Source organism: Tildeniella sp., assembly GCF_059505325.1.
In genome coordinates this window covers 34354-59451 of record NZ_JCACKI010000006.1, presented here as the reverse complement: position 1 = coordinate 59451, position 25098 = coordinate 34354, and the positions used below count along the sequence as shown (strand labels likewise).

20 protein-coding genes are annotated in these 25098 nt (G+C 50.7%); 4 read left to right on the top strand and 16 right to left on the bottom strand.

Translation table 11 applies throughout. From position 1 onward, the window contains the following. Positions 1-179: 179 nt before the first annotated feature. Both AC5JO6_RS02990 and AC5JO6_RS02985 read left to right on the top strand, forming a co-directional pair. Positions 180-2480, top strand: coding sequence for a transglutaminase TgpA family protein (locus tag AC5JO6_RS02990; protein WP_496079550.1), 2301 nt, complete (start codon positions 180-182; stop codon positions 2478-2480). A 12-nt stretch (positions 2481-2492) separates the two neighbouring features. After that, entirely contained in the window at positions 2493-2954 is a 462-nt protein-coding gene (locus AC5JO6_RS02985) for a GNAT family N-acetyltransferase (protein ID WP_496079619.1), read from the top strand. Between the two features lie 12 nt (positions 2955-2966). Here AC5JO6_RS02985 and ruvC read toward each other — a convergent pair whose 3' ends face one another. From ruvC to AC5JO6_RS02960, 5 genes are all read right to left on the bottom strand, one after another. Next, positions 2967-3458 (bottom strand): crossover junction endodeoxyribonuclease RuvC, encoded by a 492-nt coding sequence (gene ruvC / locus AC5JO6_RS02980; RefSeq protein WP_496079549.1) that lies wholly within the window; start codon positions 3456-3458, stop codon positions 2967-2969. A 58-nt stretch (positions 3459-3516) separates the two neighbouring features. Then, positions 3517-4617: a magnesium chelatase ATPase subunit I gene (gene bchI / locus AC5JO6_RS02975; protein ID WP_496079618.1), complete on the bottom strand. Its 1101-nt coding sequence runs from the start codon at positions 4615-4617 to the stop codon at positions 3517-3519. Between the two features lie 116 nt (positions 4618-4733). Then, positions 4734-5084 (bottom strand): phosphomannose isomerase type II C-terminal cupin domain, encoded by a 351-nt coding sequence (locus AC5JO6_RS02970; RefSeq protein ID WP_496079548.1) that lies wholly within the window; start codon positions 5082-5084, stop codon positions 4734-4736. Between the two features lie 306 nt (positions 5085-5390). Then, positions 5391-5879: a signal peptidase II gene (gene lspA / locus AC5JO6_RS02965; protein WP_496079547.1), complete on the bottom strand. Its 489-nt coding sequence runs from the start codon at positions 5877-5879 to the stop codon at positions 5391-5393. Positions 5880-5926: 47 nt separating this feature from the next. Continuing rightward, on the bottom strand, positions 5927-6508 hold the full coding sequence (locus AC5JO6_RS02960; RefSeq protein WP_496079546.1) for a biotin transporter BioY: 582 nt from the start codon (positions 6506-6508) through the stop codon (positions 5927-5929). A gap of 614 nt (positions 6509-7122) precedes the next feature. On the opposite strand from AC5JO6_RS02960, the gene AC5JO6_RS02955 reads away from it, so the two are divergent. Next, a complete protein-coding gene (locus AC5JO6_RS02955; RefSeq protein ID WP_496079545.1) occupies positions 7123-8136 on the top strand; it encodes an FkbM family methyltransferase in 1014 nt (337 codons plus the stop codon). Positions 8137-8171: 35 nt separating this feature from the next. Here AC5JO6_RS02955 and AC5JO6_RS02950 read toward each other — a convergent pair whose 3' ends face one another. The 4 genes from AC5JO6_RS02950 to AC5JO6_RS02935 form a co-directional block, all read right to left on the bottom strand. After that, positions 8172-8825, bottom strand: a complete 654-nt coding sequence (locus AC5JO6_RS02950) for a cadmium resistance transporter (RefSeq protein ID WP_496079544.1) — start codon at positions 8823-8825, stop codon at positions 8172-8174. Between the two features lie 101 nt (positions 8826-8926). Further along, the gene (locus AC5JO6_RS02945) at positions 8927-10021 is read right to left on the bottom strand and encodes a tetratricopeptide repeat protein (protein ID WP_496079543.1); all 1095 of its coding nucleotides are present in this window, start codon (positions 10019-10021) and stop codon (positions 8927-8929) included. A 330-nt stretch (positions 10022-10351) separates the two neighbouring features. Next, a complete protein-coding gene (locus AC5JO6_RS02940) occupies positions 10352-11653 on the bottom strand; it encodes a M16 family metallopeptidase (RefSeq protein WP_496079542.1) in 1302 nt (433 codons plus the stop codon). Positions 11654-11894: 241 nt separating this feature from the next. Continuing rightward, positions 11895-13184, bottom strand: coding sequence for a M16 family metallopeptidase (locus AC5JO6_RS02935; protein WP_496079617.1), 1290 nt, complete (start codon positions 13182-13184; stop codon positions 11895-11897). A 585-nt stretch (positions 13185-13769) separates the two neighbouring features. Between AC5JO6_RS02935 and sodB the strand changes: the two genes are divergently transcribed. Next, on the top strand, positions 13770-14378 hold the full coding sequence (gene sodB, locus AC5JO6_RS02930; RefSeq protein ID WP_496079541.1) for a superoxide dismutase [Fe]: 609 nt from the start codon (positions 13770-13772) through the stop codon (positions 14376-14378). Between the two features lie 152 nt (positions 14379-14530). Here the strand turns inward: sodB and infB are convergent, their stop codons facing one another. From infB to sppA, 7 genes are all read right to left on the bottom strand, one after another. Then, a complete protein-coding gene (infB, locus tag AC5JO6_RS02925; protein WP_496079540.1) occupies positions 14531-17686 on the bottom strand; it encodes a translation initiation factor IF-2 in 3156 nt (1051 codons plus the stop codon). Between the two features lie 765 nt (positions 17687-18451). Beyond that, positions 18452-18751, bottom strand: a complete 300-nt coding sequence (locus AC5JO6_RS02920; protein ID WP_496079539.1) for a YlxR family protein — start codon at positions 18749-18751, stop codon at positions 18452-18454. A 23-nt stretch (positions 18752-18774) separates the two neighbouring features. Continuing rightward, positions 18775-20142, bottom strand: coding sequence for a transcription termination factor NusA (nusA, locus tag AC5JO6_RS02915; RefSeq protein ID WP_496079538.1), 1368 nt, complete (start codon positions 20140-20142; stop codon positions 18775-18777). A gap of 134 nt (positions 20143-20276) precedes the next feature. Next, the gene (gene rimP, locus AC5JO6_RS02910; RefSeq protein ID WP_496079537.1) at positions 20277-20738 is read right to left on the bottom strand and encodes a ribosome maturation factor RimP; all 462 of its coding nucleotides are present in this window, start codon (positions 20736-20738) and stop codon (positions 20277-20279) included. Positions 20739-20899: 161 nt separating this feature from the next. After that, positions 20900-22219: an SGNH/GDSL hydrolase family protein gene (locus AC5JO6_RS02905; protein WP_496079536.1), complete on the bottom strand. Its 1320-nt coding sequence runs from the start codon at positions 22217-22219 to the stop codon at positions 20900-20902. Between the two features lie 651 nt (positions 22220-22870). Beyond that, positions 22871-23071 (bottom strand): hypothetical protein, encoded by a 201-nt coding sequence (locus AC5JO6_RS02900; protein ID WP_496079535.1) that lies wholly within the window; start codon positions 23069-23071, stop codon positions 22871-22873. A gap of 199 nt (positions 23072-23270) precedes the next feature. Then, positions 23271-25070, bottom strand: a complete 1800-nt coding sequence (gene sppA, locus AC5JO6_RS02895; protein WP_496079534.1) for a signal peptide peptidase SppA — start codon at positions 25068-25070, stop codon at positions 23271-23273. Between the last annotated feature and the right edge of the window lie 28 nt (positions 25071-25098).

The window sequence follows — 25098 nt, the reverse complement described above, 5'->3', positions numbered from 1 at the left end:
CGAGCCTAGACCGACGCAAGCGTTTAAGCATTCAAGTACGATGAGAGCCGTATCTTTCAAGGTGCATCTGCCCATCGAAAATTGCTGCTCTTAGCAAGATTTGCTTTCGGCTATCAGGCTCAACAGGTTTTCGTCGGACATGCAGCCAGTAAACCTCATAGCCAATCTAGTGTCTGCCGATGTTGGGTAATTTTGGGATTGGTGTCTCGGGGAGTGCGCGAGCACGGGTGCAAGCGATCGCCGATCGCTTCAAGCGTCGTTTAGAGACACAATCGCCACCTGAAATCGAAGAGTCGCTACTGCTGAGGGTGCTGGTGCAGGCAATGGTGCTGGTTGGCATTGCTGCCACTGATGTAGCCGCATCGACTGGCATGAGTGTCTGGGCAGTTCCGCTAAGCCTGATGGGCGCGTTCTGGAGTTGGCAGCAGCGTCATAAGCGCAACATTGCTGCAAAGTTTTGTATTGCGATCGGTATGCTGCTGGCACTAGCAGCATTTTTTGTGGGCTTGCGAGGAGAGCTGAACGACACCCGCCTCGTTTTAGCAGAACTGTTGGTGCAGCTTCAGGTACTACACAGCTTTGATTTGCCACGTCGTAAAGATTTGGGCTACTCAATGGTGATCGGGTTGATCCTGATTAGCGTTGCCTGTACCTTGAGTCAGACGATGACGTTTGGGCTGCTGTTACTGCTGTTTCTGTCGATCGCGCTGCCAGTTTTGGTACTGGATTACCGCTCTCGGTTGGGTCTGAGTACTCAGCTCCATCAAGCACCGTCGCAACGAGCAGGCTTAGCTCCCAAACAGTTGCTCGGTTTTTTGCTCGTCATTTTGGTGTCAGGGCTGCTGATCTTTGCCTGTTTACCTCGCTTTCCAGGCTACCAACTGCGATCGTTTCCCGTTAGCCCCCAAATTCAAAAAGATTTTGAGGATAGTAGCCGCATCATCAACCCTGGCTACGTCAAATCTGGTGCCGAGAAGGGAGGCAGCGGTGTCTCAAAACAGGGTGAGGGGAATGGTCCGGGTAAACTGGACGAGAACTTTTACTACGGTTTTAATAGCCGCATCAACCAGAATTTACGCGGTGCGCTGAAGCCACGAGTCGTTTTACGAATCCGTTCGCAAGCGGAAGGGTTTTGGCGGGTGCTGGCGTTCGATCGCTATTTGGGGCAAGGTTGGGAGATTTCTCGCAACGATAAAACGATCACGGTAACGCGACCGGATTGGTCATATCAATTCTTTTTGCCTCGACCTCTCTCGCTCAGCAAAACAAAGGAAGTGATTCAAACGTATACGGCAGTATCAGAATTGCCGAATTTGTTGCCTGCGCTGACTCAGGCAAAGGAACTTTACTTTCCCACACGACAGGTAGCGATCGACCCCAATGGCAACCTACGATCGCCGTTGGAACTCCGCGAAGGGTTAACGTATACGGTTGTTTCTGAGGTTCCTTATCGCGATCGTACCCGGCTTCGAGCAGCGCCACAGAACTATCCGCCCAATATTGTGGATGACTATCTCAACGTGCCGCCTAAAATTTTGAAGCGAGTACGACAACGGACACAAGCATTGCTTGCAACCTCGCCAAAACCCATCACATCTGCTTATGAAAAAGCGCTGTTTTTGGCTCAAGTTGTGAAGCAACGCTATACCATTCAGCCTGATTTACCGTTTCTAGAACCCGATGAAGATCTGGTAGAAGCATTCTTGTTTAAGTATCAAGGTGGATACCCAGATTATTTCTCGACAGCGCTTACTGTGATGCTGCGATCGATCAACATTCCCGCACGGCTCATAGCAGGCTTTGGTCCTGGAGAGTTCAATCCCTTCACTGGCTTGTATGTTGTTCGTAACACCGATGCCTATGCCATTACAGAGGTCTTCTTTCCTAAGTATGGCTGGTTTGCTTTTGATCCCATTCCGGGGCATGAACTGATTCCACCGTCCATTGAAGAGAATCAAACGTTTAGCGTGCTGCGAACCTTTTGGCAATGGGTCGCAGGTTGGTTGCCTTCCCCCGTAACCAGTTGGCTTAATCAAGGTTTCGGACGCTTGGTTGGCTGGATCGCCTTTGCAGTCGCATCGCTCATGAGCCTATTTTCAAGCGGTTGGGTCGGTCTTTTCGTCGGGCTGCTGCTGGGGCTTGCCTGCGGCTTTGTTGGCTGGCTGCTCTGGCGTAGTTGGCGTGGATGGCGCTATCGTCGTTGGTTAGGAACGCTGCCGCCAATGGAGCGTCTTTACCAGCAAATGCTGACTTGGCTGGCAATGCAGGGGTTCCGCAAACCACCTGCCCAAACCCCTTTAGAGTATGCACGGCAGTCTTACGAATCTCAGTCTGCGGTGCGTGCAGGGGCGATCAATGACATTTCTCAAGCTTATGTCCGCTGGCGCTATGGGGGCAATGCGCCCAACCTGGCGGTGTTAAAGCAGCGGCTACGTGACTTGAAGCAACGCTCAACTTCAAAGTCGCATCGTATTCATTGAGGAGCGATCGTGATCAAAGTGCGCTTGTTTAAGCCAGAGGATGCGGAACAAATCGCGCAGTTGTTCCATGAGACCGTTCATGCGGTTAACATTCGCGATTACTCAAGCAGCCAAGTCAGTGCATGGGCACCTGACAATATCCACTTTAGAAATTGGGTAGAGGTGTGTTCCCACCGCTTTACGTATGTTGCTGATGACGAAGGTGTGATTGCAGGGTTTGGCGAGCTAGAGCCGAATGGACACATCGACTGTTTTTATTGCCACAAAACCTATCAGCGTTGTGGAGTGGGCAGTCAGCTCTATGGGGCGATCGAAGCGAAAGCTGTTGAGCTATCAGTGAGACGTTTGTTCGTTGAAGCAAGTATTACTGCTAGACCATTTTTTCAGCGCATGGGGTTTGCGGTTGTCGAAGAGCAGACAGTGATGCGTCGGGACGAAACCTTTATCAATTACGTGATGGAAAAGTTTCTGTAGAATGCAGCAGCTCTAATTCTGAAACCAGGCGGTTAACGCTACAGCTAAGCCATCCGCAGCGTCATCGGGTTTGGGAATCTGGTCAAGCTTTAGCTCACGTGTGACTGCCGTTTGGACTTGATGTTTATCGGCGTTCCCGTAGCCTGTTAGCGCTTGTTTAATTTGTGCGGGAGTAAATTCTACGTAGGGAACGCTGTATTGCGCCAGCACCAGCATAACAACCCCTCGTGCCTGGGCAACCGCGATCGTGTTACCCATGCGGTAAAAGAAGAGCTTCTCGATCGCCACTAAGTCTGGCTGCCACTGTTTCATCAGTGTATGCAAATCGTCGTGGATGATGATGAGACGCTGCCCGATTTCTTTTCCAGCGGGAGTCTGTACCACGCCATAATCCAGGACAGCTACCTGCGCTTCGGTGCTACCTGCTGCTTCACCTGAACAGACGATCGCTCCAAAGCCTAACGTTGCCAGCCCTGGATCTAAGCCGAGAATGCGCTTTTGCATAAACGTTTGAGTTTTAAGCGTTGAGGTTTATTCTTAACGCAAAGCTCAACACTCGAAGCTACTCGCCAGTTGTCAGCCCAAACACCTGATTGAAAACTTTCTCGACCTTATAGCCTGAGTCGATCGATTCCAGTGGATCTTTGCGTAACCGATGGCGTAGACAGAGAGTGACCACGCGTCGAATGTCTTGCACTGTAACTTCATCACGACCTTCAAAGGCAGTCAACGCTTTGGCGGCACGGTTGGTGACAATATCACCTCGCAGACCATCCACATCCAGTTCTGAACAGACCTGCGAAATTTTGACGCGTAAGTCATGGTCGATCGCCACGGTCTTGAGGCGTTCTTGAGCCAGGACGAGCCGATGCTGCAACTCATCTTGTTCAGACTGGCAGGCATCCAGGTAAACCTGTGGATCTTGGTCAAATTCCGTCCGTTGCTCGACGATTTGCACCCGTAGCGCTGGCTCTTTTACGGTGCGAATTTCAGCGTGCATGCCAAACCGATCGAGCAGTTGGGGGCGGAGTTCGCCTTCTTCTGGGTTACCAGAGCCGACCAGCACAAACCGCGCTGGATGCCGTACTGAAATGCCTTCTCGCTCCACTGTGTTCCAGCCAGAAGCAGCCGAATCGAGCAGCACGTCTACCAAATGATCATCCAGCAGGTTCACTTCATCAACGTAAAGAATGCCCCGATTTGCCTTTGCCAATAGCCCCGGTTCAAAGGCTTTTACCCCTTCAGACAGAGCTTTTTCAATATCGATCGTGCCGCAAACACGGTCTTCAGTGGCACCCAATGGCAGATCGACCATCATGACTTTTTGCTTGGCGATCGACACCTCTAAGCCTTGTTCCACTTGCTGCCGCACAGCATCACCCATCATCTCTAGATCATGAGGATGACTGTTGAAGGGGTCATCAGCAACAACCTCAATCTCAGGTAACAGATCCGCCAGAGCGCGAATCGTTGTTGATTTTCCGGTGCCGCGATCGCCCATAATCATCACCCCACCAATTTTTGGGTCGATCACATTGAGCAACAGCGCCAGTTTCATCTCTTCCTGCCCCACGATCGCCGTGAAGGGAAACACAGGACGACGACGAAGAGACGACGGTCGTGCTGGACGACCATTTTCAACAGTAACGACGGGATTCGCAATAGGACTCACGGACTTACCTGATGTTTATAAAGGCTTCTTGATTGCTGTTTCTCATTGTGCCACAGAGGGGACAGGACGGGATGGAGAGGGACATTCTGAGTGACAAATTTGGCGTTCTACTCTCCGTGTGTCTCTTCCCGCTCCGGATCATCCCCAAAACGAGTAATGTCATCCTCGCCCAAATATTCGCCGTTTTGCACCTCAATCATCACCAGTGGAATCACGCCGGGATTTTCGACACGATGCGGTGTACACATCGGCACGTAGGTCGATTGCTTCTGCATCAAGATCGTCTCCTGCCCATCGCAAATGACCTTTGCCGTGCCCGAAACGACGATCCAATGTTCGCTGCGGTGGTAGTGCATCTGAGTGCTAATGTGCTGGCTGGGTGCCAGTTCAATGCGGTTGATGCGGTAATGGTTGCTTTCTTCTAAAAGCGTGACAGTGCCCCAGGGTCGTAGTCGCATCGTGTCAGAGTCCACTGGGTGCGAGTGAGGAAGTGTGCGATCGCTGCTTTCACTCATATTTCTACCTAACAAAGCCTACCTTCCTATCATGCCGGATCTTGAGTCCATTTCTTCTCTCTCATACTCTCCAAAGTCCTTGAGCATGGGCATTTAGAACTTATTTACGCATGACTTGGTACTCTAGAAAGCGTTCAGAAACGGCATACATTTGATTGGCTACTAGCCAACCCTTTGGGAAGCAAGCGACAGCTACCAGCCGTCAGCTTTTTTCTAACCGCTAACCGCTGACCGCTCAAGTCCATAGCACTATTCCTTCCCAGCCTCTAAGTCTGGCGATCGGCTAAAGCTGGCAATCAGCAAACAGACAATACCGACGTTGATAAACGTATCTGCCAAATTAAAAACCGGAAAGCGAATCAGCCGAAAGTCGAGAAAGTCGATGACTTCGCCGACCAGAAAGCGATCGATGCCATTGCCTAGCGCACCAGACAGAATCAAACCATAGCCAACCTGCTCCCACCGATTGAGCGTAAATTTTTTTGACCATGCCAGCAGCATCAACCCAAGGCTGACTCCTAGTGAAAGCCAGCGTAGCCAAATGGAGCCGCCAGGGAAAAGGCTGAATGCCGCTCCAGGGTTCAGCTCATAGGTAAAGTGAAATACTCCCGGTAGAACTGGAATAGTGAAGTGTAAGATGGGCGGGAAAATGTAGGTAACGAATAGGATTTTGGTCAGGCGATCGAGCGCCAGTCCGATGAAAGCAGCGATCCAGAAGAAGCGGTTTTTGAACAGCATGGAAGCAGATTGGAAGAACACTCGTCACTCATTGTCCTCTCAGGCTATCAATAAAACATCAAATGACGTAGCGTGAAAGCGACCACTGTGACAGCACACACGATTGCAAATTGACCCGGTAGTGGGTAGAGCGAATATTTCATTAAAGATTGCTGTAACGGTAAGCCAGTCCTCATGTTCACCAGCCCCAACCCATAGGTTGCAGCCATGTAAATGATGCCTGTTACGTGAATGCTCAATAACCCACACAAACAGCTAAACGCAAGTGACTCCAGCTTGGCTGAGGCTTTGAATGCTAAATAGCCGCATAGCCATGCGCCAGGTATGAAGCCCAAAATGTAGCCAAAACTGGGTTCTTTGAGGTAACCAAAACCGCCCCCTTGAGAAAACACCGGAAACCAGGTTAATCCCAGCAGAATGTAAGCAATTTGGGAGAGTGCCGCCGCGTTCTTACCACCCAGACACCCAACCAGGAGAGCTGCCCCAAACTGATACGTTACTCCCAAAGAGTGGGTCTGGACATTCATTGAACCCAGCGTTGGGGTTGCCACGAACGCCTCTAAAAAGGTGCCGCCGATCGTCAGAATCAGACCAATAAGTGCCCACAACAATTCTGTAGAAAAAGCCATCACATCCAAAAGTAGAAGTGTCAACGCAAACAAGCGATGGAGTCTAAATTTTCACGTCTGCGTTTTACTTTTCAAACGTTTCTTTAACTGATTTATGTCTTAAAGCGTACAGTGCTTGGGGAATGACACAGCCTTTCCATTACAAAATGATGGCATTGTATCATCGTTTCTGAAGCGTCTCGCCGTCCAAGCATGGCACGTGTGTAACGAAGCTCGATCGCAGGGCAAACTAGGATGATGGCACCCTTTCTTCCGCCCCATGCGCCTACCCCTACCATCTGAGCGCTACGGGCAGTCCTCCAGTCTAAACTGCCCCTCGATTAACCCCAAAGCCTCAGCGTTTATCTATAGATAGCGATCCTATATGAGTTGTGAGAAGCATCTTGATGGCAGCTCTTAGCCGTCAGCGGTCAGCAGACAGAGAAAAGCTGACCGCTGACCGCTCCATCATTAAGTTCCGCTCACAACTGATCTGGGACTGCTACAGCACGGGATTCAGGTGCTTTAAGGTAGCGAATATCCCTCGCCAAGCCAACGAGTTTCAATGTCATCATGATTCATGAGAGTAAAGTTTAAGTCAAGCGATTTAAAAGTCAAACGATGAAGAGGTCTCTGTGTCATTACTACTTTCTATTCTGAAGAAAAACAATCATCTTAATGACGTTCATCTAACGATCGTGAGTGTCGGTTCGCGCAAGCTTAATCCTGAAGATGATTTTGCCAGCAATATTTGGAGTCCCTTTATACCAAATCTATCGATCTACGGTTTCGATGCGGATGCAGATGCCTGCCATGCAGCCAACACCGAGTTAGAAGCAAGGGGCATTAATTGGCAAGAGAGACATATTCCTCTTGCGCTGAGTAAAGATGTTGGTGAAGCAACTCTCTACGTTACTAAGGCACCTTTTTGCAGCTCACTCTATCCACCCAATGAGCCATATTTGGCAAGATTTGCTAATCTTCTTGAACTGATGAGTCAAGACTTTACCCTGACGTTCAATACCACAACCCTTGATCAAGCTTGCCAAGCAGAAGCAATTCCTGCCGTTGATTTTTTGCAAATTGATGTTCAAGGGGCAGATTTACACGTTTTAGAAGGGGCAACGCTGACCGTAGCTAATGGCGTACTTGCCGTTCAAACAGAAGTTGAATTTGCACCTCTTTATGTCGGTCAGCCCTTATTTGCGGATCTGGATCATTATCTCCGCGCTCAAGGTTTTACGCTCTTTGAGTTAGCAACAACACATCAACCACGGGCACGATCGCCCATCTCTTCAGCAGCAAATTCTGGTCAAGTGCTTTGGGGTGATGCTTTTTATTTCCGTGATTTGCTAGCAGAATCAGACGATTCGCCACTAAAAACACCCGCTAATCTTTTGAAACTAGCCTGTATTGCCGATGCGCTTGATTTTCCCGATTATGCCTTGGAATTGCTCGAATATCTGACTCTCCACTATGGCAACGACTCAACTTATAACGTTGCCAATAGCATTGTAGAGACGTTAGCCCAGGTGCCAGCGTTGGTCGAGCATGGACTCAATAATTTTCCGATCGTGATGAGTATTCAAGATTACGTGAGTGGTAATGTTCGTCATTATCTCACTGAAACGAGTAGCCCTGTAGAGTGACAAACGTAGAAAAAGCTCAACGCACTGTGTTAAATCTACAATCCCAAGAGCCGATACGTCTCACCATCAATCAGAATAAAAATGCCCAAACCAATTAAGACATAGGGGACGATCGTGCTACCGTGACGAGTGAGATTCTGAGCAACAATTGGGTGACGCGTTAGCTGGTAGGCGATGCAACACCAGACGCTAACCATGACAAAGAAAACGCTAAGAATGACTCCTAACTCGAGAAGGTTGCTATTAGCAAACAACGGCACATAGATACCGACATTATCCCCTCCGTTGGCAATGGTAATGGTAGCAACCTGGTATGTTGGCGGCGCAAGTAAGCTGCCAAGGCTCGAAAGTATTGGTTGACCAGCTTGGGGCTGTTTAATGTCATCAGACATTAGCTGGATTGTTGTTTCGTTGTTCTTCTGGTCTACTAATTGCTTAATACCGATCGCGATCGGTACCAAACCCAATAGCCCAATCCACATCTTAGGTAGCACCAAGCCACCAAAGAATCCTGGCAAACTCAGTGCAATCAAGACCGTAAAGCCAAGGTACTGACCAATAAAGATATGCTTAGGACGAAAAGTAGCGTTCATCTGAGCAAAGAAAAGCATCAGAATCAAGATGTCATCAAGATTAGTTGCTACAAATGATGTCACTCCTGCGATAACAGCTTGTGCGAACCAGTTCATAGCGTTGTAATGAAGAAACTCCTCTCATTCTTCTCCATTTCAGGTACAACGTTCAGGGTTGCGTCGAGATTCGTCACAGGCATTTGATCGCGATCGCGGACTCACGTTACTTTCAAAAGTGCTTGGCGCTGCTCAGTGCAGTCTGTGGCTTTGGTATAGTCTCCAAGCGCATAGTAGGCAACGCGGAGGCTCCCCAAAACTTGTTCGGCAATACGGTGATCTTTCATGCGGTGGGCGATCGCTAACCGTTGTTCGTAGTAATCGATCGCTCTGGCATAATTGCCCAAAGCATCGTACCCAACGCCAACGCTACCAAGCGCCTGTTCTTCACCACGACGGTCTTGCGTTTCTCTGGAGACCGTTAACCATTGCTTACTGTACTCAATGGCGCGATCATAGTCGCCGAGTGCGTAGCAGGCGTTACCTAAATTCCGCAGAATTTGTCCTTCAGTGCGGCGATCGCTGAGTTCACGCGCCAGCACTAGCCGTTGCTGATAGTAATCAATCGCTCTTGTGTAGCTGCCCAAGGCATAACAGGCATTGCCCAGGTTTTTCAGAATCTGCTCCTCGATCTGGTCGTCTTGCAGTTCCCGCGCAATAATCAGGCTCTGTTCTTCATAGCCGATTGCAGCTGCGTGATCGCCCAGCGCTTTGTAGGCTAAACCCAGGTTGTTCAGCGCTGCCATCTCACCTCGGCGATCGCCAATTTCTTGCGCTACGGTCAGGCTTTGCTGCTGACACTCGATCGCCTTTGCCTGCTCCTTAAGATGGCGATACGCGTTACCCAAATTGCCAAGGATCTTCACAATGCTGCGGCGGTCTTGCAGCTTTTGCACGATTTCCAGGCTTTGCTGGGAGTATTTAATTGCTCTGGCGTAATCTCTCAGGCTGTAATGAGTCAAGCCCAGGCTGCTCAGAGCTTTCCCCTGACCGTGCTCATCCTGTCGATCGCGGTAGAGCAGAAACGCTTGCTGAAATAATTTTAGTGCTGCTTCAAATTGCCCTGTGTGATATTGTTCGCAGCCCTGGTGCAGTAACCGTTCTGCCATTGTGTGTGCCACATCGGCAACAAGCGTGTCGCCACCAGCAAGCAGAGTGCTGGCGGTTTCCACCGCTAGAGGCTTAGGTTCAACCGGAAACACTGTCTCGCGGGAAGATGCAGGCGTTGTCTCTGTCGCTGCAAAGTCGCTGTTCATAATGTCGTTACTTGGGTGTGACCGAACTCAGTCGGTTCAGGCTTTTAAGGAATGATGAAACGCTCAGACCGGAGTGACGGGCTAGACCAGGAGGGACTGTAGAACTATGACTTGTCGTAGCCTACTGTTCACAGTCGATCGCGTCTCATCCGGTTGATTGGTTTAGCTGGGGTCAATGCTATACACGCGCTTGACCAGACGCACCCGATAGTTCTGAGGTAAACCCTTTGAAACACAGCCTATCGCTTTGATGCTGCGGTGTATTCAGTAATTCTTCTAGCCTTCTCCAGGCTGTGGGTAAACCCTTCCGTAGAATTATGGAGGCGCGAATTATTCCTTTACAACGTCAGCCGGACCAACCAAAGAGATATAGGGTTCCACGAGATATTGATCTGCCACAGTCTGAGTGTCTGCGATCGTGACGGCACTCATCTGCTCTTGAAACTGTGCATCGAAGCCAATGCCCAAGCCAACCGTTTCATACCAGCCAAAGGTTTGGGCGATCTGAGCGTTAGTTTGCTTGCCCAGCGCATGTTGCCCCAAAATTTTATCTTTAGCTGCCTGCAAGGTTTCAGAATTAAAGGGGTGTGTACGCAGACGATCGACTTCAGTTTTGAGACCATCAAGCGCGATCGCTGTATTTTCAGGAGCCGTGCCCATGTAGACCACAAATTGCGCGGGATGGAGGCGGGGCGCATAGAAGGCAGACACATCGTAGGCAAGACCACGCTTTTCCCGCAGCTCGACGAAGAGCCGACTAGAAAGTCCGTTGCCCAGGTAGCTATTGAGTAGTTTGAGCGCTGTGTAGTTCTGAAGAGACTGGTGGATGTCCTCGTCTCCTTTAGCCCCCTCCCTGACGACAGGCGGTGCCAGATAACCCAGCATGACGATCGACTGTTGCGTTTCTTGAGCGATCGCGGCTCTCACGGGTTGAGACGTGATCGCAGGTAAGTTGAGCACAGGTAAAGGCGTAGCGGGTGCTTGCCAGTCACCGAACACTTTTTCCACAAGGGCGATCGCGTCATCAGACTGGATGCGACCAGAGAGGCTAATGACGAGATTATCAGGGCGAAAGTGAGTCTGGTGATAGCGCTGGAGATCAGTGCGCTCAAGCTGCGCGACACTTGCTTCAGTGCCTAAACCAGACAGTGCGTAGGGATGTTCCCCATACATGATCCGCCGCAGTTGGTCAAAGGCAATCGAGAACGGTTGTTCTTGCTGTGAGCGAATTGCCTGCATGGTGAGGCGGCGTTCCAGATCGATTTCTGACTGCGGAAAACTGGGCGATCGCAGCAATTCCCCTGCCAACGCCAACATCTCGGCAAAATCGGCGGAAACGGTTTTGAGACTCAGGAGAAAATAGTCTGTCGCTGAATCGGCACCGAGGCTGGCACCCACTGATTCAACCTGTTCGGCAATTTCTAACGACGATCGCTGCTCGGTTCCTTTTGTCAATACAGCCGACAGCAAATGCGATAGCCCTGCTGATTGCGATACTTCCCACTGACTGCCTGCCCGAATGAAGAGCCGCGCAGCAATAATATCTGCGGAGGGATTTTCCCACACCAAAACCACGATGCCGTTTGCAAGTACTATGCGGGTCTGGGGAGAGTGTTTGATACCTAAATTCACGAAGTCATCCTTAATTACGAAGAGCGGTCAGCTAGACGAAGAGCGGTCAGCTATTAGCTATCAGCCGTCAGCTATCAGTAGTCAGCTATCAGTAGTCAGTAGAGTGTGCAGAGTCTCTGCCGTTTGGTGCAGTTCGTGGCTTGAGTAGCGTTAACAGCCAACCCAATTGGGCTTCAATATCAAGCTTAAACAAATATAGAGGCGGCTTAAGCACGACAAGCTGACCGTTGAGCGCTTTCCCTCATAACGGTCTAACCACTGTCGCCGCATAGTGATAGGGGGAGAGGTAGCGATTAGCAAGGCGCTGAAGGTCGGTAGCCTGGATTGCCTGAATCCGTTGCACGTACGTGGTAGCAATTCTAGGGTTAGCAAGAATGCTGTAGTAACCGTACAGTCCAGCCAGTTGACTGGGAGTTTCGGTTGAAAACGCGTAATCATTGCAAAGCAGACGCTTGCAGCGGGCAAGCTCGGCTTCAGAAATGAGCGTGACAGACAGTTGGGAGAGGCGATCGCAGATGATTGCCTCGACGCGCTCCAGGTTTTCTGGATCGAGCCATGTACTGATGGTAAACAGCCCTGATTCGCGCTGGAGTGAAAAGCTGCTACCGATCGCCTGTACCAGCTTACGTTCTTCACGCAATTCCCACACCAAACGCGATGTACGTCCTTCGGCTAACAGCACCGAAAGGAGGTCTAACCCATAGGCAGCTTGCAATTGCTCATCTAGATCCTGGGACTGAGAATCAACGCCCGGACCGATCCATGCCATTATCAACCGTGCTTGCTCTAGTCTCGGCAAGTGCATTTCTTGACGACGAATATCAGTAATGGGTGGTTCGGCTTCGGGTATGTGGCGAGGGCAGTCAAGCGGATGAGCAAACGATTGAAAGGTCTGGCTGACCAGATCGATCGTCGCGTTCCAGGTGATATTGCCAACCACAACTACAGTCATATTCTCAGGCTGGTAGTGTGCGTTGTGAAACTGACGCATTTCAGCGGGCGATCGTGCCATTAGCGTCTCTTCAGTACCCAAAATGGAACGCCCATAGGGATGTCGCTGATACACCATTTCATTGAGTGACTGAAACGCAACCCAATCGGGGTCATCGTAAGACTGGTGAATTTCCTCCAACACGACTTGCCGTTCGCGTCCAAATTCGCTGTCTGGGATTGCCGCATGTAACAGCAACTCTGCCAGGTAGGGCAACGTTTCTTCCAGATGTTGTGCCGCTGTATTGATGAAGTAATGTGCGTAGTCGTAGCTGGTAGCGGCGTTCGTAGTGCCGCCCCGTCGCTCGATCGCTAAATCAAAGGAACCAGGAGCCATCTGCTCGGTACCTTTGAAAATCATGTGCTCCAAAAAATGTGCCATGCCAGTCCATGCGTCGGGTTCGGCGATCGCGCCAGCCTTAACCCAAACATCAACCGCTGCCGCTGAAGTTGCCGATAGATGTTGGTGAATGATCGTTAACCCATTGTCCAGCGTGACGAGATGGGCTGGGAAGGGTGCTTGACTAAGAACCGGAGGCAAATCAAGTAGACTCAATAGTTCAGTTCAGGACGAAATGTCTCTGCCTTTACCAAAATTATAGAGAACCTTGTCGCTACCTAGCTGCATTTTACGCCTGCTTCAGTTGCTCTCGATCGCTATAACTCTTTGTGGTAAGGCTAACCAGCGTTTAAGATCACTTTGACAACGAAGCAAAAGTCACCGTTTCCTAACATCGCTAGCGTTCGATTTTACACTTACCACTAGAAAAGCCTGAGAACTGATGTCAATATTGACGCTGGCAATCGCTAACCGAGCCTTTCGTTGCTTCATAGCTTCCAGTCTAATGATTGGCTAAATCGCTGGACATCCGCTAATAGTAGCTAGATGAACAAACTATTCATCTGTTGTGATGGGATTAATTTCTATCCTCAGAGGGAGCACTAAAGCCTGATTTAATCTGTGCTTATGCGATAGAATCTGAGCGTTAAGTTCTGTTTCTATAGGTCTCTCAGGCTCCTGTAGTCGATAGAGATAGCACGATCGCAACCATAAAGCAGCGCAGGCACAAGGCTTTGCTAGCAAGCTTTAAACTTCAACGCAGATTTAGATAGAGAGAAGAACACAATGGCATTTGAACAGTCTCCCCTCCCCTACGACTTTAACGCTCTAGAATCTCATGGTATGAAGGCTGAGACCTTTGAATACCACTACGGCAAGCACCATAAGACGTATGTCGATACCCTCAATAAGTTGATCGCAGAAAAAGCGCCTGAACTAGCTGACAAATCGCTTGAAGAGGTGATCAAAGTCTCTTTTAAAGATGCTTCCAAGGCGACCATCTTTAATAATGCAGCTCAAGTCTGGAACCACACTTTCTTCTGGAATAGCCTTGCCCCCACTGGTGGTGGTGCACCGACTGGTGACCTCGCAGCAAAAATCGACAGCGCGTTTGGTAGCTTCGACAAGTTCAAAGAAGACTTTACGACTGCTGCAACAACTCAATTCGGCAGCGGTTGGGCATGGCTGATTGACGATGGTGGCACCTTGAAGGTTACCAAAACCCCTAATGCTGAAAACCCATTGGCTCACGGACAAAAAGCACTCCTGACGCTTGATGTTTGGGAACACGCTTACTACATCGACTTTAGAAATGCTCGTCCAGCCTTCATCAAGAACTACCTTGATAACCTGGTCAACTGGGACTTTGCCGCTAAGAATCTAGCTGCTGCATAGTGCAGTAATAGAGCACTAATGATCGAAGAAAGCCACGCGATTTGCGTGGCTTTTTTATTGGGCGATCGAGCGAACGAAGCAATCAGTACACGTTAAAGAAAATTGAAAGATGGGTAACCCTAGGGTTACCCATCTTTAGTATCAGACGTTGATTACTTCGGTGACAGTGTCCGTCGCTTGGTAATCATGCGGTATGCCTCAATGACATCGCTTTCTTTCCAGCCGTTGAAGCTGTCGATACCGATACCACACTCGTAGCCAGCGTTCACTTCACGCGCATCTTCCTTCATCCGCTTCAGCGAATCCAGGTTGCCTTCGTGAACGATTTCGCTGCCGCGACGAATCCTCACCTTACAGTTGCGAACGAGCTTACCAGATTGGACATAGCAGCCAGCTACCGCACCGCGTCCGACCGGGAACACTGCCCGCACCTCAGCCTGACCAAGCGGTTCCTCAATCAGTTCAGGTTCGAGTAGACCTTCCATCGCCGCCTGAATGTCGTCAAGCAGTGCGTAGATGATGTTGTACTCACGGACATCAACCCCAGCACGATCGGCGGCTTGACGTGCCCCTGTTGCCAGTGTGGTGTTGAAGCCAATCATGACGGCATCACTTGCTGCTGCTAGATCCACGTCAGTTTCACTGATTTCACCAGGAGCGGCATACAGCACTCGCACCTGCACTTCGTTCTGAGGGAGCTGCTTCAGCGCACCGAGAAGCGCCTCTACAGAACCCTGCACGTCTGCCTTCAAGACCAGGTTCAGCTCCTTGAGGTCACCTTCTTGAGCGCGTGCAGAAATCGTGTTCAAGCTGACGCGGCGTGAAGACATTGCCTGTAGGAGTCGAGATTGGCGCTGCTCGTCGGTTTTGTCAGATGCAATCGAACGAGCTTCTTTTTCATCCTCAAAGACTTGGAAGTCGTCGCCTGCGGCTGGTACGTCGCCCAAACCAAGGACCTCAACCGCAAAGGAGGGATCGGCTTGCTTCACACGTTGACCGCGATCGTCTACCATTGCCCGTACTTTGCCCAGAGCCGAACCCGCAACAATCGTATCGCCCACCCGCAGCGTACCATTCTGAATCAGCAGAGTCGCTACAGGACCTTTCGCCTTGTCGAGGTGTGCCTCAATCACCGTTCCTCTTGCAGAGCGATCGGGGTTGGCGTAAAGGTCTTCTACTTCAGCGACCAGCAGAATCATTTCTAACAGCGTATCCAGGTTCTCACCTGAAATGGCGCTGACCGCCACCATTACAGTGTCGCCACCCCATTCTTCGGGTACTAGACCGTACTCGGTTAGCTCCTGCTTCACGCGATCGGGCTGTGCTTCTTCCTTATCCACCTTGTTGATGGCAACCACGATGGGCACTTCTGCCGCTTTGGCGTGGCTGATTGCTTCGATCGTCTGCGGACGCACGCCGTCGTCAGCGGCAACGACAAGCACCGCAATGTCTGTGACCCTTGCACCACGTGCCCGCATGGCAGTAAACGCTTCGTGACCAGGCGTGTCTAAGAAGACAACCTGCTGCATCTTGCCTTCGTGCTCGACATCGACGTGATAAGCGCCAATGTGCTGCGTGATGCCACCCGCTTCGCCTTGCGCCACCTTGGTTTTGCGAATCGAATCCAGCAAGGTTGTTTTGCCATGATCGACGTGCCCCATAATGGTGACGACTGGTGGACGGCGCTGGAGTTTTTCCAGATCACCCGCATCCAGCATTTCAGTGATTTTTTTCGCTTCGGCTTCTCGCTGTCCAGTCTCAACTTCGACTCCCAGTTCCTGCGCCACCATGGTTGCCGTGCCGATGTCAAGCGTCTGAGTGACCGTCGCCGCAATACCTTTCATAAACAAGGTGCGAATAATGTCGGTATCGGGAATCTCCATGATGGAAGACAGCTCTTGCACCGTCAGACCGCCATGTAGAGTAATCTTCTCTGGCTTTTCAATTTTGACTTCTTGTTCACGACGATCGCGGCGATCGCGTGGGCTAGAGGTCTTTTTCGCTCTTGGTGCTGCCGCGGGTGCTTTTACCTGAGTCGCACGCGCTGATTTCGGTTTTGCAGGGCGCACCAAAGAGAGGCTGATCGGCGTGGCTGCCTCACCATCTTTGTTCAAGAGGTTGTCGATATCGTCTTCATCTTCGTCGACCGCTACCTGAGTGCGGCGCTTCGTCTTGCCAGCAACCTTGGCTGCTTTTTCAGCTTCGCGCCCTTCCTCTTCCTCCTCCTGCCAACTTTTAGCCTTTTTAGTGCGAGGCAATGCGGGTCGTGCTTGGAGCTGCACATCTGGAGAAGCAACGCCTCCAGGGGCAGCAGCAGTAGGTGCTGACGGCGCACTTGGACGGTTGCCGCGTAGAACCACTCCCTCCACGCGTGAACCTTCAACAGCCGTGCCTTCACCAGGACGCACGGGGCGAGGCGGACGGCGCAATTCGACGATCGTTTGCGGTCGGGGAGCCGAGCGACCGTCGGCAGGTTTAACCGGTCCTGGGGCGCGGTTCACTGGAGCTGGTTTCGATGGTGCTTTAAAGGCTGCATCGTGTTCAGCTACAGGGCTAGCGTCTCTTGCTGGCTCTTCTGACTCGATAACGGTCTGTGGACCTTGATCTGCTCGAGAACGCTTTAAGAGGGGGCGGTTGGCAAGGTTAACCCGAGGTGTGTTGGCTGAGGTGCTTGGTCGCGCTGGCGGTACTGAAAGTTCAGGTTGGCTCTCTACTACAGCTAAAGGACGATCGCGCGCTTCAACATGAATCGCTGGCGCTGCAACCGTCTCCTCATGGAAGCTACTATCGGGTACTTGCGGCTGATCGTCGGGTAGTGATGCTGGGGTGTCAATTTCAGGACTGACTGGCAGTTCTACCTGCACACTTGCAGCGGCAGGATGGGCAGGACGGCTTGGTACCGACGGCTTCGTCGGTGCCGGGGTCGTTGGCGCTGGCTCAATTGCAGTGGGCTGAGGAGCACTGGGTTGAGGTGGGTTAGGAGGTTCTGGACTGGGCGCTTGACGAATAACGGGCTTGCGGATTTCAAGAATCTGCTGCTTCTTTTGCACTGGAGCTGCTGTTTTCGTTTTTGCCTCCGCCGTCTGAGAGTTAGCCCCATTGCGGGATGGGGCAGACTTGGCAGGAGAGGGGGGCTTGGCAGTGTACGTCTCGGCAGCCGTGCGAATCAACTCAGCTTCGGAGTCAGTAATGGTGCTGCTGTGGCTTTTTACTGAAATGTTCAACTGTTCGCAAACGGCTAATAAATCCTTATTGTCCAAATTCAATTCCCTTGATAACTCGTAAATTCTGACCTTGCCATTATTCATCCGCTCTGCCCTCGCTACCTATCCTGTTTTCACATAATTGCCTGCTGCTTTGACTAAAACGACATTGGATTCAAATTGAACTTATTCCCAAGGGGGAACTAAAGACCTACTGATTCCGGTCGGGGGTGACTCTAGCTTTTCATTACAACAGTCCCAAAAAGCGATGGGCGATGCCCAAGGCTGCAAAGAGTTCCTTCTTCTAATTTTGCACAAATCTGACGACACTGGCTTGATTTGGGTTTCTGGTTTTGATGCAACGGTTACAGCCAGTACTGGCTAACATCCTCACACTAACTTACCTTGGTCAAAACTGCCGCAAGGTGTGGTTCTAGGTTTGGCGCTTTGGGAACAACGACATTGGTTTTACGTCATGTCAATATCGTCTTTAGTCCCCTAGTTTCTCTGCGCCTCCACGGGTTGAGGAACGCCATCGATCTGGCATCAAGCAAGCGCTCGATCGTTCAACTAATCGATACAGCAGAGATCTATGAAACCGCTCACTAATACGGTATCTCGCTTGTAAAATACGTGTGCTCTGCTTGGGGAGCACCGCTGGCTTGCAACGAATCGCTGGCTTATAACAGATCAAAGTGTACAGTCGCCCTCTTAAAGTCTGGAACCGCAGCTATCAGTCTAGCCAATACCTGTCATTTTGAACGCAGTCACCGTGCAAAGTTAATTTTTCCCTACAAGGCGTTTATCTTACCCTGTTCCGGTAGCAAGAGACTGAAATTGGTTTTTGCGTTGCCGATCGTCACCCTCACGTTACTGAAGCGTTTGTTCCGGTTGATGCCTCGCCTGATCGCTAGACAAGCGCTGCCAGAGCGTATGGTACAACTGGTCAGCCACTGGCGCTTTGAGTGCCCGCCCCAGGCGATCTTTTTTTTGTGCCAGTTTTAAGCACGTTGCTTGGGGGCAGAGATACACCGATCGTCCCATACCCTGATCTAACTCTACCAAGGAAGAGGTGTGCGCTTGAGGAGATGAGAGTCGCACAATGCGCCAAAATTCCTCCTTGAGAGCGACTTTGCGGCAGCTAACACAGCGTCGATAGTTTGGCTTCATTCACACCCACCATGAGCAACCGCTTAGGGACGCTTTAGAGCGTCGTTCGATTCAACCCCAGAGCCGTCAGCCGCAGCACCTGTTGCCTGCTCGTCGTCTAAGAAATCGTCTTCAGTGGCAACCTCAGGAGCGACGTATGCCTCTTCAGCAGTCTCTGGTTCGTCTTCGTCTTCGTAGTCGTCGTACTCGTCAGACTCAACGGGTTGTAATCGACGACGCGACTCCAGTGCGGTTGCAATCTTCTGGTTCTCTGCTTCATAGTCATACTTCGCAGAGTCCTTAATGTCGATTTTCCAGCCTGTGAGACGGGCTGCCAGACGCACATTTTGCCCTTCTTTGCCGATCGCCAGACTGAGTTGATCGTCGGGTACCAACACATGTGTTTGCCGTCCTTCGGGATCAACTAGGCGGACTTCATCAACACGTGCTGGACTCAGCGCATTGGAAATGTAGGTTGAGGGATCAGGAGACCAGCGAATGACATCAATTTTTTCACCGCGTAGCTCGTTAACGACCACCTGAATTCGTGAGCCTCTCGCTCCAATGCAAGCCCCCACGGGATCAACATCACGTTCTACTGTATCGACCGCAATTTTGGTCCGCGGACCCACGAAGCGAGACGGTGGATTGGCTTCTCTAGCAACTGCGACAATACGGACAATCTCATCCTCGATTTCGGGGACTTCGTTGGCAAACAGGTAGACCACCAAACCAGCATCCGCTCGTGATACCAGCAGTTGGGGTCCTCGATGTGCGCCTTCAGAAACCTTTTTCAGGTAGACCTTAAATGTTGCGTTTGCCCGGTAGTTGTCGTTAGGAAGCTGATCACGCTTTAGTAGTTCAGCTTCGACCTCTGGTTGTCCAAAGCCGCTATTCACCGCCATAATGACGGACTGCCGCTCAAAACGTAGCACCCGCGCTTGCAAAACAGTGCCTTCGAGATCCTGAAACTCTTCTTGCACCAGTTTGCGCTGCTGGTCGCGTAATTTCTGTGCAAGGACTTGCTTGGTTTGAATCGCCGCCATGCGCCCAAAGTCACCCTGATCAGGCGTTACGTCTAGCACAACGGTATCGCCAGGTTGTGCCTCAGCAGCAACTTCCTGGACTTCCTGAAGTGCAATCTGGTGGTCAGGATTTTCAACGTCCTCCACGATCGTCTTCGCTGCCAGCACCCGAAAGCCTTCTTCTTCCACATCCAGCTCCACTTCAAAGTTGGCGAAGTACTCTTCGTCAAAGTTGGGGTTATCGATTCGCTGAGTGCGACGATACCGCTCGTAGCCTTTGAGCAATGCCTCGCGCAGCGCTGCCTGTACCGCCAGTTTGGGCAGGTTTCGCTCCCGGCTGATGCTATCAATCATGTCTCTGAGTCCGGGTAGGGTGACCATTGACATTGGGAAGTCTCCGTAAGTGTGAGGGAATTGGGAAAAAGGGGTGAGGAGATGAAGAGATGGGGGGATGAAGAGATGGGGAGTTAAGGGAAGAGTTCTGAGTTAAATCTTCTGGCTCCTGAGTTCTGATTTCTGAACTACCGCCGTTCGTCTAGTTGAACCTTGGTGACCAGTGCACGTGGGATGGCGATCGCTCGTCCTTTTTGGTTAATGTGAACGGTGCTCTCATCCCGTCGAATTAGCTGTCCCGTCCATTCTTGCTGTCCGGCGTAGGGTTCAGCCGTTGTCAGGATAATGGCAAAGCCCTTAAACGAAATAAACTCGCGATCGGTTGTCAGCAGGCGAGAAATACCAGGGCTGGAAACCTCTAGCACATAAGCCTCTGGCAGAATTTCTGTGGCATCCAGCGTTGACTCCAAGGCGCGGCTCAACTGTTCACAGTCCTCCAGGCTTGTATCGCGCTCAGGATGGCAAATATCGATACGTAAGATGGGAGGCTGTTGGTTGGTGTGAAAAACTGCCCCAACGACCTGCAAGCCAAGAGAGTCTGCCAGTGGATGAGCCAGATCAATGATTTGTGGAATCAGCGGATGAGCCATGAGTACCAATAAAAAAAGTGGGCGTAACCCACTTCTCACGAAGTTAAAACTTCACGAAGCCAGAAGAGACCACAAGAGTTCCCTGTGGCGCTCTTACTCATAGTAGCTCATGAAGCTAGAGTTGAAGCAGTGCTACTCCAATCTGGTCTATCGGTACTACATTACTGAACCAGAGGGCGGTACACACGAATCTCTTGGGGTAATGAATCGTTTGAAGTGATTGGCAAAAGCTCAAGTGTATGCTTAGCATTGCTGAGATTTTGAGCAGCGAGCGTCACGGATTCGTGGGATGGATCTATCGCATCTGGTACAGCATAGGTATCCGAGAACAATGGTTCGACACGCCACTTAATCTGAAAGCCAACGGGTACCATTTGATTAGAGAGTTGATACGCATGCTTTAGCCACCAATCTTGCGGCTCGATCACAACTCGCCCAGAGTCGGACACAAAGGTTTGGTCACTGTCGCCACGACCGTCAAACCCGGTTTTAGAGCCAAACGCATCGAACTTAACTTTTTGGGTCTCTGTATCGACTGCTGTCACCACCAATAGCCGATCTTCTGCGACCAGAGGCTGTTTGGCTGTCACATGCAGAATGGAGGGCCACTCAACACCGATCGCATTACTGGGGCGACCGATGGTGTAAAGGTCAGGTAGCGTTGAGGGACTCTTACCATCAATCAGAATCTGGGCAAACCCAGGATTTTTGTCAGCCTTGGTGTTTCGCACTAGATCAACGCGGTTGCCATCAAACTCTAGTGCAAGCTTGCCGTCTTTAATTTGAATATCGCTGCCAACAACGTAGCGCTTCACAGTCTCTTTGGATGGATTGAAAGTTAGTTGGGGTACGTTGCGTAAATGGTTTCCCACCAGATCTGCCATCAAACTATCGCCACGAGCGTTCAGATGAATGCCATCTCTTAATAACGACTGAGCTTGAAGCTTGTTATCCCTAAGGTAGCGCTCCCACGGTTTACGAATCTCGATTAGTTCACAGCCATACTTTTGAGCGAGTGCAGGCAGCCACTCATTGGAGTGCTTGTTATGCCATTTGTACCGTTTGACCGCATCTGAATCATCGGCGTTTGTGCCCGTTGCCAGCCAGTCAACATGGTCTGAAACCAGTACAACCTCAGCCGTGGTACGACGGCGAATATTGGCAATAATTTTTTCATAATCGCCATGCCCACCATAGGCGTGGAAGATGACCAAATCTGGGTAAAACGGATACAGATCATGCTCAGCAGTGCGGACGAGCAGTGAGCTAGAAAAGCCCCCGATCGCGCGATTGTCAAAAATAATGTCAGCATTGGGGAAGCGTTGCCTGAAGTCATCGGCAATCTCTAGCCACCAATTTTGCTTCGTAATGGACTGACCATAAAAAAGGATCTTAACCGTATTGCGATGTTCAGGAGTGCTAGTACGCAGCAGGTTCATTGTGCGTTGCAGACCAATGCCATAGCGAACCGGATCACTCACAGTCGCAGGTAGTAGACTTGTCCCTGATTTTTGTACAGTGGGCTTGGTTATCGAACAAAGTAATGACTGAACATGACCAAAGGTCAGTACAGCCACAACGACAAGCGCAAGACCAAAACCAATAACGGCAAAACGGCTAAAGCGAGTCCTACCCAAGCGGAGCCTACCAAATTTAAGATTGGACATTATAGATGTGGGATCACCTTTACATGTGGTCTCTGGTTAGGTTGAAAAAGCTAAAACCTAAGCAGCTAGTGCACAGCAAAGCTCAGAGGATGTTTTAAAAGTCCAGATGCGTGTAGCTCTGGCGACTGAAGTCGCGGCTACACGCACAAAACCTGCCTACGCAGGTTCCAAAACCCTCGTGCTGAGGTAGTCCGCGCAGGCGGACTTTGTTAATGTAGTCGCGGTTTTAACCGCCAGACACTTTTCAAACAGCCTCTCAGCAAGCACTCTTACTTGTAGCGACGCGGTAGAGCAAAAGTTGGTTTCTTTGCTAATTGCAAGCAGGGAAGCTTGATGACACCCATCAATCACAGTGGTTACTGGTTGGGCGCGCTACAACTTTTCGCAGACAGGCGTAAAGTTGAGGCTCAGGTATGGTGAGTGAAACTGAGACGGCTGCACATGAAGGGTACAAAACCTAACAGCTTAAGTCAGTTGAAAAGCGCGATCGCAGGGTTCAACCAGCGCGTTCTCGCCGCGATTAAAATTACACTCAATTAACGCGAGGTATCGGAAAGATGCGATCGATCGCCCTTCAAGCACCGCTGTTGCAGCAAGATAAAGATGAGTTCTGGTACCAGCACACGAGAGTTCAAGTAGTTGGGCAGAGTAGTCGCGTTCCAGCATTCACCTCAGTGAGAGACTATTCTCTACGTGAGCCATTGCACGCTCTGGAGAACAGGGGTTACATCAAACCTTAATTTTTAGTACAGTCAGCGATCGCAAGAGCAGACTCCATACACTTAAACAATATACAGAGATGACTGGCTTTGTATGAAGTTATGACTGAGTAAAGGTAAAGCTTCTGCGAACTAAACGAACAGGGTTAATCAATTCTGAAATTGAAGGGAAGGCGGACATAAACCCCTAGCGGATCGTTCATCGCTTTGAGTGCGTTTAAATCTGCCTGAAGTTTTTCGACCTGGATTGTAAGCGGATCGCGAGGCGAGGCACTCTGAGCCGCTGCGTCGTTCCCCAGTTGCTCAAAGAACCGTTCTAGACCACGTGTTTTGGGATATTCTTCAACTTGCCAATCATTGCCCAGTTTGGCGCGTTTGGCAGCATCCTGAATGGCTGCCTCAATGCCGCCCAGTTCATCGACCAAGCCAAGCTGTTTGGCTTTTAGCCCTGACCACACTCGTCCCTGAGCGATTTCGGCAACTTTAGCCTTAGGCAGTTTGCGGGAATCGGCGACTTTGGTGAGGAACTGGTCATAGATTTGATCGACCGATTTTTGCAGGATTGCCAGTTCTTGCGGATTTTTGGGACGGGAAGTGGTTTGGCTATCGGCGTAGCGTCCCGTTTTGACGGCATCCCAGGTGATGCCGTTGGCGTTGGCGATCGCCTGAAAATTAGGCTGCACACCGAATACCCCGATCGAGCCTGTAATAGTGTTAGGTTCAGCAAAAATGCGATCGCTGTAGGTCGAAATCCAGTAGCCACCCGATGCGGCGACAGAACCCATTGAAACGACCAGCGGCTTTGCCTTACGAGTAAGGATGACTTCCCGTTGAATCACTTCTGAAGCCGTCACGCTGCCACCAGGGCTATTGACCCGCAGCACCACTGCTTTCACGTCGTTATCTTGACGGAGTTGGCGGAGTTGTTTAGCAAGGCGATCGCCCCCGACATCCCCTGTTCCACCCTGACCGCTGACGATATTGCCTTCTGCATAAACAACAGCAACCTGATTTTTAGCGCCTTTGTCAACTTTGTCTTCAGCAACTTTGGCGTAGGCTTTCAGGCTAATTTGCCGAAACGATTTGTTTTTTTCATCGCTACCAGCCACTTGCTTCCAGTCGGCGACGACTTCATCTAGATACGCTAGTTTGTCCACTAAGCGACTTTTGAGAGCATCGGTTGCCATCAAAGTGCCCTGGGTGTCAGCGATGGTTTGCAGTTGCGCCACAGTGAGTTTGCGGTCTTTGCCTGCTGTTGTCAGCAACTCAGTCCACAGATCGTTGAGCAATTGCTGGGTTTGCTCACGGTTTTCGGGGCTGCGCTTTGTGAGCAAAAACGGCTCGACCGCTGATTTGTACTTGCCAACACGCGTTACCTGTACGCCAATGCCAAACTTTTTCAGTGCGCCCGCGTAGAACATCGATTCGGAACTCAGTCCGTTGAGATCAAAGGAGCCAATGGGGTTGAGGACGATCGTGTTTGCCACCGATGCAAGGTAGTACTCCCGTTCCTGCCATGAGATATCGTACGCAATAATTTTTTTGCCGGAAGCGCGGAAGCGCTGCAACGCCTCTCGCACTTCTTTAAGCGTGGCAAACCCGGCACCACCAGCGCTCTCTTGGTCTCCATACAGGTAAATGCCAACGATTTTAGGATCGCGGGTTGCCTCGTTGATGGCATCTAGCACGGCGCGGAGGCTGATCGTGTCGTTGGTGGCACTGCCTGAGAGCGCGTCCCCTAATGCCTGACTGGAGCTAGTGCTGCGCTTCGCATCGGTAATGTTGGTTCCCAAGTCAAACACCAATACGGACTTGTCTTTGACTTGAGGACCTGTATCACGGGCTGCGATCGCAATCATAATCGCTAAAAGCCCACCGATGCTCAGACCCAAAAAGATCAATAAGCCCAATACAGTAGCGAGGGTATTTTTCAGAAAGTCGCGCATTCAAGCTTCCAGGGTGCAATTGCCGTTT

Coding starts and splice junctions, on each gene's coding strand:
- rimP (WP_496079537.1), bottom strand. CDS start 20,738: ATGGCTCATCCGCTGATTCCACAAATCATTGATCTGGCTCATCCACTG.
- AC5JO6_RS02950 (WP_496079544.1), bottom strand. CDS start 8,825: ATGAACTGGTTCGCACAAGCTGTTATCGCAGGAGTGACATCATTTGTA.
- lspA (WP_496079547.1), bottom strand. CDS start 5,879: ATGCTGTTCAAAAACCGCTTCTTCTGGATCGCTGCTTTCATCGGACTG.
- infB (WP_496079540.1), bottom strand. CDS start 17,686: ATGAATAATGGCAAGGTCAGAATTTACGAGTTATCAAGGGAATTGAAT.
- AC5JO6_RS02900 (WP_496079535.1), bottom strand. CDS start 23,071: ATGCTGGAACGCGACTACTCTGCCCAACTACTTGAACTCTCGTGTGCT.
- sppA (WP_496079534.1), bottom strand. CDS start 25,070: ATGCGCGACTTTCTGAAAAATACCCTCGCTACTGTATTGGGCTTATTG.
- AC5JO6_RS02920 (WP_496079539.1), bottom strand. CDS start 18,751: ATGAAGCCAAACTATCGACGCTGTGTTAGCTGCCGCAAAGTCGCTCTC.
- AC5JO6_RS02970 (WP_496079548.1), bottom strand. CDS start 5,084: ATGCGACTACGACCCTGGGGCACTGTCACGCTTTTAGAAGAAAGCAAC.
- nusA (WP_496079538.1), bottom strand. CDS start 20,142: ATGTCAATGGTCACCCTACCCGGACTCAGAGACATGATTGATAGCATC.
- AC5JO6_RS02960 (WP_496079546.1), bottom strand. CDS start 6,508: ATGGCTTTTTCTACAGAATTGTTGTGGGCACTTATTGGTCTGATTCTG.
- AC5JO6_RS02990 (WP_496079550.1), top strand. CDS start 180: ATGTTGGGTAATTTTGGGATTGGTGTCTCGGGGAGTGCGCGAGCACGG.
- sodB (WP_496079541.1), top strand. CDS start 13,770: ATGGCATTTGAACAGTCTCCCCTCCCCTACGACTTTAACGCTCTAGAA.
- AC5JO6_RS02945 (WP_496079543.1), bottom strand. CDS start 10,021: ATGAACAGCGACTTTGCAGCGACAGAGACAACGCCTGCATCTTCCCGC.
- ruvC (WP_496079549.1), bottom strand. CDS start 3,458: ATGCAAAAGCGCATTCTCGGCTTAGATCCAGGGCTGGCAACGTTAGGC.